Source organism: Sphingomonas olei (assembly GCF_045369765.1).
Lineage (GTDB): Bacteria > Pseudomonadota > Alphaproteobacteria > Sphingomonadales > Sphingomonadaceae > Sphingomonas > Sphingomonas panaciterrae.
In genome coordinates this window covers 20,849-33,434 of the sequence record NZ_JBIQEU010000008.1, presented here as the reverse complement: position 1 = coordinate 33,434, position 12,586 = coordinate 20,849, and the positions used below count along the sequence as shown (strand labels likewise).

The following is a 12,586-nucleotide window of genomic DNA, read 5'->3' as shown; positions in this document are numbered from 1 at the left end:
CATGCTCATTTCTGTTCGCCGCCTTTCTGTTCGTCAGCGCCGAACTGTGCCAGCGCGCGCGCCGCCGATTGTCCCGCGGGCCGATCGGGCGCCAGCCGCACCGCTTCCCCCCACGCCGCCTTGGCGCCGGCCTCGTCGCCCGCCGCGGCGGCGATATTGCCCGCTTCCAACTGCACCTGCGCGTCATCGGCCGATCGGCGCAGCGCCTGCGCGATATCGGCGCGCGCCCGGCCCAGGTCGCCGTCACGCCGCGCCAGCGTCGCCGACAGGAGCCAGGCGAGCGGATCGTCCGCCGCATCCTTCACCGCCATGTCGAGGTCAGCGCGCGCCGCCTTGCTGTCGCCGATCGCCACCAAGGCACGGGCGCGGTCGAGCGCAGCCTCGCCGCGCTCCATGCCGGTCAGCGTGCCCGCCGCCAGCGCCGCGTCGAGCGCGGATCGCGCCTTGGCCGCCTCCTGCCCGGCGAGCCAGGCATTGCCGGCCTGCGCCCAGTAACGCGCCGCCGCCTCGTCCTGCGCCAGTTCCGCCGCCCGCGCCGCTTCCTCGAACGCGGCGGCCGCCGCCGGAAAACGGTTCTGCCCGGCCAGCGCCAGGCCCAGGCAGCCGCGTCCGGCCGCGCTGCGATCAAGCGACGCTCGCCGCTCCGCCGCAACCGGATCCTCCGCAGCCAGCGCGACACAGCTCGTCGCGGATGGCGCCGCGACCGATGGCGCAGCAACCGGAGGCGCCGCCACCGACGGGGTCGCGACCTGAAGCGCGGTAAGAAGCAGGATCATGGCAGCAGGTCCCCGACGATTCGGGTCAGCAGCGCAATGTCCGCCTCGCGCGACAGGCGATGATCGCCGTCCTTCACCAAAATCAACTGCACGTCGTCGGACCGGATCAGCTCGGCCAGCCGCACCGATTGCGCCCAGGGCACGTCGGGGTCACGCTGGCCATGGATCAGCCGCACCGGGCAATCGATCGCGATCGGCCCGTGCATCAGCCGGCTCGCCTCGCCCGCCTGCCAGAAACGGCGGGTATAGACGGTCGGCGCCGGGCCATAGGGGTTGGCCCGCTCCAGCTTGTTATATTGCAGGATGTAGAGCTTTTCGGGCTGGCTGAATCCCCAGTCGGTGAAATCGGGCGCGGCGGCGATACCGACCATGCCGACCACGCGATCGGGCCGTGCCAGCGCCGCCAGCAGCATGATCCACCCGCCCATCGACGATCCCACCAGCACCACCGGGCCCTCGACGGCATGGTCGATCATCGCCAGCGCATCGTCGCGCCAGTCGGTCAGCGACTGATCCTCGAACTTGCCCTCGCTCTCGCCGCAGCCGGCATAGTCGAACCGCAGGAACGCCCGGCCGTTCTCGCGCGCCCAGGCCTCCAGCGCCAGCGCCTTGGTGCCGCTCATGTCGCTGGCATAGCCGGGAAGGAACACGATCGTCGGGCCGTCGCCCTCGGTCAGGTGATAGGCGAGGCGGGGGCGCTGGGCTTCGGTCATCGCGCGCGATGTAGGGGCGATCGCCCGATTGCGAAAGGCGACAGCATCGCGATGCGGTGGCGCGCCGCCGCGATCAGATCACATATTCGACCGTCTTCAACTGCGTTTCCGCATCGCGCTTCGCGGTGCGCTTGGCGACCATCTCGGCATGCAGCTCGGCGATCGTGCGGCTGCCGGTGGTCTTGAACGCGAACGGCAGCACGCCGTGGATCACTGCGCCCACGCCGCCCGCCAGCATCCGCATCCCGAACCGCGTCGCGACGCCGAAATGCTCGGCATAGCTTTCCCCGACGGACTCGGGGTGATCCAGGAACAGGCGGCGGAACAGGGTGGGATTGGTCGTGCGCATCATGAGACCTTATCACGCCTGTCGATCTGCGTCAGCATCTCCGCGGCGAGCAGCGGCAGCGTATCGTCGCGCGCGCCCATCACCACGATCCGATCACCCGGCCGGGCATTGGCCACCAGATGCGCCGCCGCCGCCGCCCGCTCGGCGATATGGCGCGCATTGCCGCCGCTGATCGTTATGTCATTGGCGATATCGGCGCTGGTCACCTCGCGGCTCACCGTCCCGCCCTGATAGACCGGGTCGGGCAGCACCAGCAGGTCATCGACCCCCAGCCCGTCGACGAACGTCTGCACCAGCTCGCGCCGCATCGTCTTCAACGGGCCATAGCCATGCGGCTGGAACAGGACGAGCAGCCGGCCCGGAAAGGCGTGGAGCGTGGCAAGCGTCGCGGCGATCTTATCGGGGTTGTGCCCGAAATCGTCGATCACCGTGACCCCGTCGGCAGTGCCGATGACATCGAACCGGCGCTTCAAACCGCTATAGGCCGAAATTCCCCGGAGAGCGGCCGGCAGCGTGACGCCCGTGGCCAAAGCTGCCCCGGTAGCGGCCAGCGCATTGGCGACATTATGCCGCCCCGGAACACCCAGGCGGACGCTTTCACCGTTCAGCGTGAAGGACACCGCGAACGGCTCCTCCACCACATCGCGCGCCACCAGATCCGCCTCGCCGCCCAGCGAGAATGTCGTCACCCGCTCGCGCGGCACCCGCATCGCCAGCGCCGCGGCATCGGGATTGTCGGCATTGACGATCGCGTGGCCCGCCTTGGCAATGAAGTCGCCGAACAGATTGTTCAATTCTTCCAGTGACTTGTGGTCAAGGCTGACGTTGTTCAGCACCGCGATCCGCGGCGTGTAGAGCGCGATCGACCCGTCGCTCTCATCCACCTCGCTGACGTACGGCGCCCCCTCGCCCACCAAGGCGCTGGCGAACGGCCGGTCGGCGCCGGCGAAATCCTTCATCACCGCGCCGTTCATCACCGTCGGATCCATCCCCGCATCGTGCAGGATCCGCGCGATCATCCCGGTGACGGTCGATTTCCCGCTCGTCCCCGCCACCCCGATCGGCAGCCGGCTGGCGTTGAACAGCGCCGCGTTGAGCTCGGCGCGGCTCATCCGCGGGCAGCCCAGCCGCGTCGCCGCGACAATATCCGCGACCGTATCCTCGACCGCGGCGGAGGCGACGACGATCTGCTCGGCCGAGGTAATCCCGCTGCCGTCCTGCGGGAACAGCGCGACGCCCTTCGCCTCCAGGTCGGCGAACTTGGCCGGCACCCGCCCTTGGTCGAGGCCCCGGTCCGATCCCGCCACGCTTGCGCCGCGCCCGGCGAGGATCATCGCCAGCGGCATCATCCCCGATCCGCCGACACCGACGAAGAAGAAGCGTTTTCCTGCGATGTTGCCGTCGTGCATGGCCGCGGGCTATCGCCGCCGCGGGGCTTGGGCAAGGCGAAGGCGACGAGGCACATGACATTGCGGCCGATACGAAGGGTGCAGGCGTGAGGATCGGCATCGTCGCGCCCGCGAACAGCGCCAGCCCCGAGATGGTCGCCCCGCTCACCGCTTATGCCGCGCTCGCCTATCCGGAGGTGGAGCTCGTCTTCCATCCGCAATGCTGGGAAAGCGACGGCCATTTCGCCGGCCCCGACGCGCGCCGCGCCGCCGCCTTCCTCGAATTCGCCAACGATCCCGGTTTCGCCGCGATCTGGTTCGCGCGCGGCGGCTATGGCTCCAACCGAATCCTCGACACCGTCATGCCGCAGCTGAACGAGGCGGCACGGCGCAAGAAATATGTCGGCTATTCGGACATGGGCTTCATGCTCGCCGCGCTTTACGCCCGCCGCATCGGCCAGGTCGCGCACGGGCCGATGCCGGTCGACGTGCTGCGCAGTTCGGGCGGCGGCGACGCCACGGTCGCCCGCTCGCTCGGCTGGATCGCGCGCGGCGAGCGGCAGGGGCTGGAGCCCGGCCTCGGCCGCCGCCCCGCTGCCGCCTTCAACCTCGCCATCCTCGGCGCACTGATCGGCACGCCCTGGCTGCCCGATCTCACCGACCACGAATTGCTGATCGAGGAAGTCGCGGAGCCGCTCTACAATGTCGACCGGCTGCTGTTCACCATGGCCAACGCGACGCAGCTGCGTGGCATCGCCGGTGTGCGCCTCGGCGCCGTCACCGCGATCAAGGACAATAATCCGCGCTGGGGCGAGACGCTGGACACGATGATCCGCCGCTGGTGCCGCGACATGGGCGTGCCGTTCCTCGGCCCGGCGGAGGTCGGCCATACCCAGACCAACCGCGTCGTGCCGTTCGGCCTCGCCTGAGCCGTTACCTGCCGGTCAGTCGGCCGGTGCCGTGGCGAGCGCGTCGGCCAGCCACGGCGGGATGATCGCATCGCCCAGCGACTCGAGCCGGCGATGCTCCACCATCAGCCCCAGTGCGGGATAGGTCGCTCGCGTCCGGTCCCCCGCTTCGGTCAGCGGCGCGACGACCAGCCGGCGATTGACCTTGGAGCGGTAATTCATCCGCGCGGTATTCTCCTGCCCGACATAACATCCCTTGCCGAAAGTGACGCCGTTCAGCTCGCGCGCATTGCATTCCAGCCACAATGTCTCGCCGCTGCCCAGTTCCCCCACCCCCTCGGTCACGCCCAGCGACAGGCGGTGGGCCAGCCAGCCCTCCGCCGCCTCGCCGGGCGCGGCGATCCACCGCTGCCCCAGCGCGGCGAGCCGCGGGTCGGGCACGCCCTCGCTGCCGTCCACGGCCCAATGCACCGCCAGCGAATCGTCGCGCGCGATCGCGATCTTGCGCCGCAGCCGATACAGCGTCAGCCGCTTGGCCAGCGCGTCGGCCTGCTCCCCCTCGCAATCGAGCAGCAGGTCCTCGCCATCGGCCCACACCAGGAAATCGAACAATGCCTTGCCTTGCGGGGTCAGCAGCGCCGTCCACACCGGCAGCGGCCCCGTGACATCATTGGTCACCAGCCCCTGCAGGAATCCGCGAACATCCTCCCCGCTGAGGCGTAGGACGGCGCGATCGATGAGCATGGTGGCGTTGGTCATGCCGACAAGCTAGGGCGTTCCGGCCCTATTCCAAGCTCCCGGATTGTCCGATGACCGACCGCCTCACCATCCGCCGCCCCGACGACTGGCACGTTCACCTGCGCGACGGCGCGATGCTTCAGCTGGTCGCGCCCTACACCGCGCGGCAGTTCGCCCGCGCGATCATCATGCCCAACCTGACCCCGCCGGTGACCACCGCCGACGCCGCGCGGGCCTATCGCGACCGGATCATGGCCGCGCTGCCCGCGGGCAGTGATTTCACGCCGCTGATGACCTGCTACCTCACCGACGGCGCCGATCCGGACGCGATCGCCGCCGCGCATGCCGAAGGCGTGTTCACCGCGTGCAAGCTCTATCCCGCGCACGCGACGACCAATTCGGCGCATGGCGTGACCGACATCTTCGCGCTCGCCCCGGTGCTGGAACGGATGCAGGCGATCGGCATGCCGCTGCTGATCCATGGCGAGGTGACCGACAAGGACATCGACATCTTCGATCGCGAGGCGGTGTTCATCGATCGCACCTTGCGCCGGCTGGTCGCCGATTTTCCCGCGCTCAAGATCGTGATGGAACATATCACCACGCGCGAGGCGGCGGACTATGTCGCGGAGGCGCCGGATACCGTCGCCGCGACGATCACCCCGCAGCATTTGCTGATCAACCGCAACGCGATCTTCGACGGCGGCATCCGCCCGCATGCTTATTGCCTGCCGGTGGCAAAGCGCGAGCAGCATCGCCTCGCCGTGCGCAAGGCGGCGGTGTCAGGCTCGGCCAAGTTCTTCCTGGGGACGGACAGCGCGCCGCACGTCGTCGCCGCGAAGGAAACCTCCTGCGGCTGCGCCGGCATCTTCAACGCGCCCTATGCGCTGGAAAGCTACATCCGCGTGTTCGACGAGGAAGGCGCGCTCGACCGGTTCGAGGCGTTCGTCAGCGAAAATGGGGCGCGCTTCTACGGCCTGCCGCTGAACGAAGGGACGATCACGCTGGAGCGTGTCGACCAGACGGTGCCCGACCAGATCGGCAACGATACCGAGTCGGTTGTGCCGTTCCATGCCGGCGAAACTCTGGGCTGGCGGGTCGTCGCCGGCTGATCGCCGGCGTCGGGAAAAGGCTCAGGCCTTTTCCAGCGTGCATTGCAGCGGATGCTGGTTGGCGCGGGCGAAATCCATCACCTGCCCGACCTTCGTCTCCGCCACTTCATAGCTGAAGGTACCGCACACGCCGACGCCCTTCTGGTGGACGTGGAGCATGACGCGGGTCGCCTCCTCCGCGTTCATGCGGAAGAACCGCTGCAGGCACAGAACGACGAATTCCATCGGGGTATAATCGTCGTTCAGCATCAGCACGCGGTACGGCGTCGGCTCCTTGATCTTGGCGCGCGTGCGGGTGGCCACGCCCACGCCGGTGCCCTCGCCGTCATTGTCTCGACGTTCTGCCATGGTCAGGATGCTGGTCATTGTTTCCGCCGAAATATGGCAAGCCTTGGATCAAGGGCAAGGGCCGAACATGCCCGCACCCGCGCCGCCCGCCCCTCACGCAAAGGCCGGTGCCTGCCGCAACTGCTGATAGGCCGCGATGACCTTCTGTAGCATTGCTTCATGGCTGCGGTCACCGCCGTTTCGGTCGGGGTGATAACGGCGCACCAATTCGCTGTAGCGCTTGCGCAGCGCCATGCGGTCCGCATCGGGGGCCAGCCCCAGCACCTTCAGGCTCGCGCGGTCCTGCCCCGACAATGGCTTGCCGTCGCTCCGCTCGGGCGCCCGTTCGCGGCGATAGCGCGCACCGATCGCGTCCAGCGGGTCGGAAAAATCGGCCCAGCGCGGCCCCTGGTCGCCGCCACCGGCACGGGCGAAGGCGCGAGTCTCGCGTTCCCACCCCGCCATCGGCCGCTGCGCATGGTGGATTTCCTCCGCGCTCATCCCGTCGAAATAATTGTAGCTCGAATTGAACGCGCGGACATGGTCGAGGCAGAACCAGCGGAACCGCGGCGGGCCATCGCGCGCTGGCCCGTCCAGCGGCGGCGCGCGAAATTCCCCGGCCGCATCGCAGCCCGGCGCCTCGCACGGCCGGTCCCCTTCGATCCTTCCATGAAACCGTGCGTTCGGCCGATCCTTCGCCAAAATCAGAACATCCCCAGCAAAACGGACTATATAGGCGGCATGACCCAGCCTGCCACCGGCCCGATCCAGCACGCAATCGCCGCTCGTCTGACCGACGCGCTCAGCCCGACGCACCTCGACGTGATCAACGAAAGCGCGCAGCATCGCGGCCATGCCGGCGACGACGGCTCGGGCGAATCGCACTTCCGCGTGGTGGTGGAAAGCCCCGCTTTCGCCGGCCTCACCCGCGTCGCGCGGCAGCGGCTGGTGAACCAGGCGCTGGCCGATCTGCTGCGCGATCACGTCCACGCACTGGCGATGAAGACGGTCGCCCCCGGGGAGCCACGATGACCTATCGCCTCTGGTACTGGCCCGGCCTGCAGGGCCGCGGCGAATTCGTCCGCCTGCCGCTGGAGGCGGCCGGGATCGCCTATGAGGATTGCGCCCGCACCCGTTCGGTCGATGCGCTGGTGGAAAATATGGCCGCCGGCGATCGCGCGCCCTTCGCCCCACCCTATCTGGAGCATGACGGCGTCCGCATCGCGCAGGTCGCCAACATCCTGCTCTATCTCGGCGATCGCCACGACCTCGCGCCCTCGGCACCCGCCGACCGCCACTGGATCCTGCAACTCCAACTGACCATCGCCGACATGATCGCCGAAGTGCACAACATCCACCATCCGGTGGAGCTCGGCGCCTATTATGAGGATCAGAAGCCGGAGGCCGCGCGCGCCGCGCAGCAATTCCGTACCGAGCGGCTGCCCAAGTTCCTCGACCATTTCGAACAGGCGGCCGGGACCAATCCGGGCGTCTGGCTGATCGACGATCGCTGGAGCTATGCCGACACCTCGCTGTTCCAGTTGGTCGAGGGGCTGCGCTACATGTTCCCGCGGCGCATGGCGGCGCTGGAGCGCGACTATCCCGGCGTCGTCGCCATCCGCGATGCGGTGGCCGCGCTGCCCGGTATCGCCGCCTATCTCGCGAGCGATCGTCGCGTGCCGTTCAACACCACCGGCATCTTCCGCCATTATCCCGAGCTCGACGGTGACTGAGGCGGCGACCGCCCGCATCGGCCGCGCGCTTCGCCCCGCCGCGCGCATCCTGCTGGTCGACCGCGAATCGCGCGTGCTGCTGTTCCGCTTCACGCCCGATGATCGCGCGCCCTTCTGGTGCACGCCCGGCGGCGCCTGCGATCCGGGCGAAAGCTACCCCGATGCCGCGCGCCGCGAATTGTTCGAGGAAACCGGCATCCGCGCCGATCCCGGCCCGGAAGTGGCGCAACGCTGGGTCGATTTCCTCACCATCGAACGGGTCGAGGTCACCGCCGACGAACGCTGGTTCCGCATCAACGTCGATGCGGACGCGGTCGACACCTCCGGCCACACCGATCTCGAACGCCGCGTGATGACGCAGTGGCGCTGGTTCCGCCGTGACGAGATCGCCGGCTGGCCCGAGACCATCTTCCCCGACGACCTTCTCCTTATGCTGGAAGCGACCGATGACGCGTGATGACCTGATCGAGCTGACCCTGCTGCCCGCCACCCACGATATCGGTGGGTTCAAGGTCCACCGCACCCTGCCGCATCGCGAGCGGACGATGGTGGGGCCGTTCCTGTTCTTCGACCAGATGGGCCCGGCGCACCTGCCGCCCGGCGAGGGGATGGACGTGCGCCCGCATCCGCACATCAACCTCGCCACCGTCACCTATCTGTTCGACGGCGCGATCGGCCACCGCGATTCGCTGGGCACGCAGACGGTGATCCGCCCCGGCGCGGTCAATCTGATGACCGCCGGGTGCGGCATCGTCCATTCGGAACGCTCGCCGGAGGAGGCGCGGCGCGACGGCCCGGCGCTGTCGGGCATCCAGACTTGGCTCGCGCTGCCCGACGGCCGGGAGGAAATCGATCCGGCCTTTGAGCATGTCCCCGCCGCCGACCTGCCCGTGATCGAGGGCGATGGCGTCACCGCCCGCGTCATCATGGGCGGCCTGTGGGGCAAGCGTGCGCCGACCACCACTTACGCCGGCACGATCTACGCCGACATCGCGCTCGCCCCCGGCGCCAGCGTGCCCATCGACGCCGCTGCCGACGAACGCGCCATCTATCTGGTCGAGGGGGAAGCCATGCTGGAGGGCGTGGCCCTCGAACCGCAGCGGCTCTACGTCCTGCGTCCCGGCATCGCCGCGACATTGCGCAGCACCAGCGGCGCGCGCGCGATGCTGGCGGGCGGCGACGCCTTCGCCACCCCGCGCCACGTGTGGTGGAATTTCGTCAGCTCCTCGCGCGAACGCATCCAGGAGGCGAAGCGCGCATGGATGGCGCGCGAATTCCCCGTCGTGCCTGGCGACGAGATCGAATGGATCCCGATCCCCGGCCAGCCCAAGACCGTCAGCTACCCCTGACGGCGCACGTCGCTAGCCGCGGGCGCGGTCACGCCCCGGCCAGGCGGCGCGTGGCCTCGTTCGCCCAATATCCCTCCCCGCCCTCGACGAAATCGCCGCCTTCAGGCGTCTCGGCGGGGTCGGTCGGCGCGACCCACGCACCATGCGCATGGGTCTGCGCGACTCGCACCGGCGTCGCCGCGCCCGGCCATGCCTGCACCCATACTTCCTGCACCGCGCTTTGCTTGTTGGGCTCCATCCGCACCCAGGCGAGCGGCCGCTCGTCATCCGCTGCCTGCGCTGCGGCCAGCATCGCCGCGCGAATCCGCGCCTGCCGCTCCGGCCCCAGATATTGCCACACCACCGAATGCATCAGCACGCGGGTCACGCCGCGCGGTTGCGGCTCGGCCAGCCGCTCCTCGATCCACGCCGCCGCGTCGCCAGCGTCCAGCCGCGGCGGATCGGCGGCAAACATCGCGAACGCCGCCTCCAGCCGCGCGGCACGCTCGGGCACATCGACCCAGCTATAGGCGATCAGCCGCTGCGCCGCCGCCGGATCACGCACGTCGATCGGGTTGATATCGACCCCCCGCACCGACGCAAAGCGCACCGCTTCGGGCGCCGGCGCCGCCCCGCGCCACTCGGGCCGGATCGTGACCGGCGACGCATCCGGCCCTACGATCGTCCCACCCAGGTCGAAACGATAGCGGTCGATCAGCAGGTTCAGCCCGGCGCTCGATCCGATCTCCAGCAGCTCGATCGGCTGGCCGAAGCGCTGCACGACCTGAAGCAGTCCCGTCATCAGCGCCGCCGATCGCCCCGGCTCGTTGGTCTGCGGCGGCCCGTCCAGCCACGGCAGCAGCGCCGCATCATGCGCCGCCAGCACTTGCGCGATGATCGCCGCCACCGCCCCCTCGTCCACCACCTCGCCGCGAAACACCCGCGTCAGCCCCGCGTCGGCACCGGCACGGTGCAGCGCATGCAATCCGCCCACCAGCCGCAGCGGCAGCGCGTCAACGGTCGGCTCGCCCGGCCAGTCCAGCACGCGGCGTCCCGCGGCGCTGTCGCGGGTGATCGCGGTGGCCAGCGCCCGGCACACGCGCGCCGTGATCGGCGCATCCATCGTGGTGCAATAATGGTGCTGGATCAGGAATGCGCCGCGGTTCGTCGCTTCGTCAGCCACCCGATTTCCCCTTTGCACAGGATATTGCGCGTGGCCGCGATGTTGCGCCTGCGCGGCGCGCTGGTAAAGCCGCGCGCATGGCCGAACCGCTCGTCATTGCCGTCCCCAAGGGGCGTATCCTAACCGAGGTGCAGCCGCTGCTCGCCAGCGCCGGCGTCGTGCCGGAGGCCGCCTTTTTCGATGAGGACAGCCGCGCGCTGCGTTTCGCGACCCAGGATCCGGACATCGCGCTCATTCGCGTGCGCGCCTTCGACGTCGCCACCTTCGTGGCGCATGGCGCGGCGCAGCTCGGCATCGTCGGCTCGGACGTGCTGGGGGAGTTTGCTTACCCGGAGCTTTATGCCCCGGTCGATCTCGGCATCGGCTATTGCCGCCTCTCGGTCGCCGAGCCGGCAGAACTGGCCGCGCACGATGATCCGCGCGGCTGGAGCCATGTGCGCGTCGCCACCAAATATCCGCACCTGACGGCGGAGCATTTCGCCCGCCGCGGCGTCCAGGCCGAGTGCATCAAGCTGAACGGCGCGATGGAGCTTGCCCCGATGCTCGGCCTCGCGCCGCGCATCGTCGACCTCGTCTCCTCCGGCCGCACGCTGAAGGAAAATGGCTTGGTCGAAGTGGAAACGATCGTTGAGGTATCCTCACGCCTGATCGTCAACCGGGCGGCGATGAAGATGCGCGCAGGCCGCGTCGTCCCGCTGGTGGAGGCGTTCCGCCGCGCCGTGGCCGAGGCGAAGGCGGCATGATTCGCCTGTCCACCCGCGACGCGTCCTTCACGCGCGATTTCGCCGCGCTGGTCGACGCGCGCCGCGAATCGGACGCCGATGTCACGCGCGACGTGTCCAACATCCTGCGCAGCGTGCGTGAGGAGGGCGACGCGGCACTGCGTGCCTTTACGCAGAAGCTCGACGGCCATGATCTCGATGACGGCGGCTGGTCGATCCCGCTCGCCGATTGCGCCGCCGCGTTCGACGCGCTCGATCCGGTGCTGCGCGACGCGCTCGAACTCGCCGCCACGCGCATCCGCGCCTATCACGAGAAACAGCGCCCGGCCGGCAGCGACTTCACCGATGAGGCGGGCGTCCGACTCGGCGCGCGCTGGCGCCCGGTCGATGCCGCCGGCATCTACGTCCCCGGCGGGCGCGCAGCTTACCCCTCGACGCTGCTGATGAACGCCATTCCCGCCAAGGTTGCGGGCGTGGAGCGGCTCGTCGTCGTGACGCCGACGCCCAAGGGTGCGATCAACCCGCTGGTCCTCGCCGCGGCGCATCTCGCCGGTGCTGACGAGGTGTGGCGGATCGGCGGCGCGCAGGCGATCGCCGCGCTCGCCTGGGGCACCGACCGGATCGCCCGCGTCGATGTCGTCACCGGCCCCGGCAACGCCTGGGTCGCGGAGGCCAAGCGGCAGGTCTATGGCGTGGTCGGCATCGACATGGTCGCCGGCCCCAGCGAGATCGTCGTCGTCGCCGATGGGGCCAATGATCCGGACTGGATCGCCGCCGACCTGCTCAGCCAGGCCGAACATGACGTGACGACCCAGTCGATCCTGTTCACCGATTCGGCCGACTTCGCCGATTCGGTCGTAGCGGCCGTGGAGCGCCAGTTGGTCGAGCTCCCGACACGCGACACCGCACGGATCGCTTGGGAGGCGAATGGCGCGATCGTGCTGGTCGACACGCTCGAACAGGCGATGCCGCTGGTCAATGCGCTCGCGCCCGAGCATGTCGAGATTGCGGTCGATGATCCGCAGCCGCTGTTCGACCTGATGCGCCACGCCGGCTCCGCTTTCCTGGGGCGCTACACGCCGGAGGCGATCGGCGATTATGTCGCGGGTCCGAACCACGTCCTCCCCACCGGTCGGCGCGCGCGCTTTGCCAGCGGGCTTGGCGTCACGGACTTCATGAAGCGCACCAGCTTCCTCCAGCTCGATGCCGCCGCGCTGGCGAAGCTTGGCCCGGCGACGGTCGCGCTGGCGGAGGCGGAGGGGCTGCCGGCGCACGCCCAGTCGGTCGCCCGCCGGCTCTGACCGCGCCG

16 protein-coding genes are annotated in these 12,586 nt (G+C 69.3%); 8 read left to right on the top strand and 8 right to left on the bottom strand.

The window, feature by feature from the left end:
• Nucleotides 1–5: 5 nt before the first annotated feature.
• From ACH0BU_RS10565 to ACH0BU_RS10550, 4 genes are all read right to left on the bottom strand, one after another.
• On the bottom strand, nt 6–776 hold the full coding sequence (locus ACH0BU_RS10565) for a tetratricopeptide repeat protein (RefSeq protein ID WP_296222601.1): 771 nt from the start codon (nt 774–776) through the stop codon (nt 6–8).
• The gene (locus ACH0BU_RS10560) at nt 773–1,489 is read right to left on the bottom strand and encodes an alpha/beta fold hydrolase (protein WP_296222599.1); all 717 of its coding nucleotides are present in this window, start codon (nt 1,487–1,489) and stop codon (nt 773–775) included. Before ACH0BU_RS10560 ends, ACH0BU_RS10565 begins: the two co-directional genes overlap by 4 nt.
• A gap of 73 nt (nt 1,490–1,562) precedes the next feature.
• Nucleotides 1,563–1,841, bottom strand: coding sequence for a DUF6356 family protein (locus ACH0BU_RS10555; protein ID WP_241212642.1), 279 nt, complete (start codon nt 1,839–1,841; stop codon nt 1,563–1,565).
• On the bottom strand, nt 1,838–3,247 hold the full coding sequence (locus ACH0BU_RS10550) for a glutamate ligase domain-containing protein (protein ID WP_296222778.1): 1,410 nt from the start codon (nt 3,245–3,247) through the stop codon (nt 1,838–1,840). Before ACH0BU_RS10550 ends, ACH0BU_RS10555 begins: the two co-directional genes overlap by 4 nt.
• 86 nt (nt 3,248–3,333) lie before the next feature.
• Between ACH0BU_RS10550 and ACH0BU_RS10545 the strand changes: the two genes are divergently transcribed.
• On the top strand, nt 3,334–4,155 hold the full coding sequence (locus tag ACH0BU_RS10545; protein ID WP_296222777.1) for an LD-carboxypeptidase: 822 nt from the start codon (nt 3,334–3,336) through the stop codon (nt 4,153–4,155).
• Between the two features lie 15 nt (nt 4,156–4,170).
• Here the strand turns inward: ACH0BU_RS10545 and ygfZ are convergent, their stop codons facing one another.
• Nucleotides 4,171–4,893, bottom strand: a complete 723-nt coding sequence (gene ygfZ / locus ACH0BU_RS10540; RefSeq protein WP_296222776.1) for a CAF17-like 4Fe-4S cluster assembly/insertion protein YgfZ — start codon at nt 4,891–4,893, stop codon at nt 4,171–4,173.
• Between the two features lie 50 nt (nt 4,894–4,943).
• Here ygfZ and pyrC point away from each other — a divergent pair, with 50 nt between their 5' ends.
• A complete protein-coding gene (gene pyrC / locus ACH0BU_RS10535) occupies nt 4,944–5,984 on the top strand; it encodes a dihydroorotase (protein WP_314472332.1) in 1,041 nt (346 codons plus the stop codon).
• Nucleotides 5,985–6,005: 21 nt separating this feature from the next.
• Here the strand turns inward: pyrC and clpS are convergent, their stop codons facing one another.
• On the bottom strand, nt 6,006–6,332 hold the full coding sequence (gene clpS / locus ACH0BU_RS10530) for an ATP-dependent Clp protease adapter ClpS (protein ID WP_046409990.1): 327 nt from the start codon (nt 6,330–6,332) through the stop codon (nt 6,006–6,008).
• A gap of 93 nt (nt 6,333–6,425) precedes the next feature.
• The gene (locus ACH0BU_RS10525; RefSeq protein WP_417158933.1) at nt 6,426–7,013 is read right to left on the bottom strand and encodes a DnaJ domain-containing protein; all 588 of its coding nucleotides are present in this window, start codon (nt 7,011–7,013) and stop codon (nt 6,426–6,428) included.
• Between the two features lie 39 nt (nt 7,014–7,052).
• Here ACH0BU_RS10525 and ACH0BU_RS10520 point away from each other — a divergent pair, with 39 nt between their 5' ends.
• The 4 genes from ACH0BU_RS10520 to ACH0BU_RS10505 are packed head-to-tail and all read left to right on the top strand — an operon-like array spanning nt 7,053 to nt 9,393.
• Entirely contained in the window at nt 7,053–7,343 is a 291-nt protein-coding gene (locus ACH0BU_RS10520) for a BolA family protein (protein WP_046409729.1), read from the top strand.
• On the top strand, nt 7,340–8,044 hold the full coding sequence (locus ACH0BU_RS10515) for a glutathione S-transferase (RefSeq protein ID WP_296219736.1): 705 nt from the start codon (nt 7,340–7,342) through the stop codon (nt 8,042–8,044). The genes ACH0BU_RS10520 and ACH0BU_RS10515 overlap by 4 nt, the downstream gene beginning before the upstream one ends.
• Nucleotides 8,037–8,501, top strand: coding sequence for an NUDIX hydrolase (locus ACH0BU_RS10510; RefSeq protein WP_231621956.1), 465 nt, complete (start codon nt 8,037–8,039; stop codon nt 8,499–8,501). Before ACH0BU_RS10515 ends, ACH0BU_RS10510 begins: the two co-directional genes overlap by 8 nt.
• Entirely contained in the window at nt 8,491–9,393 is a 903-nt protein-coding gene (locus ACH0BU_RS10505; protein ID WP_500264019.1) for a pirin family protein, read from the top strand. Before ACH0BU_RS10510 ends, ACH0BU_RS10505 begins: the two co-directional genes overlap by 11 nt.
• Before the next feature lie 28 nt (nt 9,394–9,421).
• Here ACH0BU_RS10505 and ACH0BU_RS10500 read toward each other — a convergent pair whose 3' ends face one another.
• Complete coding sequence (locus ACH0BU_RS10500; RefSeq protein WP_500264018.1) at nt 9,422–10,555, bottom strand: DUF2332 domain-containing protein; 1,134 nt, start codon at nt 10,553–10,555, stop codon at nt 9,422–9,424.
• Between the two features lie 77 nt (nt 10,556–10,632).
• Here ACH0BU_RS10500 and hisG point away from each other — a divergent pair, with 77 nt between their 5' ends.
• Both hisG and hisD read left to right on the top strand, forming a co-directional pair.
• Nucleotides 10,633–11,298: an ATP phosphoribosyltransferase gene (gene hisG, locus ACH0BU_RS10495; protein ID WP_296219729.1), complete on the top strand. Its 666-nt coding sequence runs from the start codon at nt 10,633–10,635 to the stop codon at nt 11,296–11,298.
• Nucleotides 11,295–12,578 (top strand): histidinol dehydrogenase, encoded by a 1,284-nt coding sequence (gene hisD, locus ACH0BU_RS10490; protein ID WP_296219727.1) that lies wholly within the window; start codon nt 11,295–11,297, stop codon nt 12,576–12,578. Before hisG ends, hisD begins: the two co-directional genes overlap by 4 nt.
• The last annotated feature ends 8 nt before the right edge of the window (nt 12,579–12,586 follow it).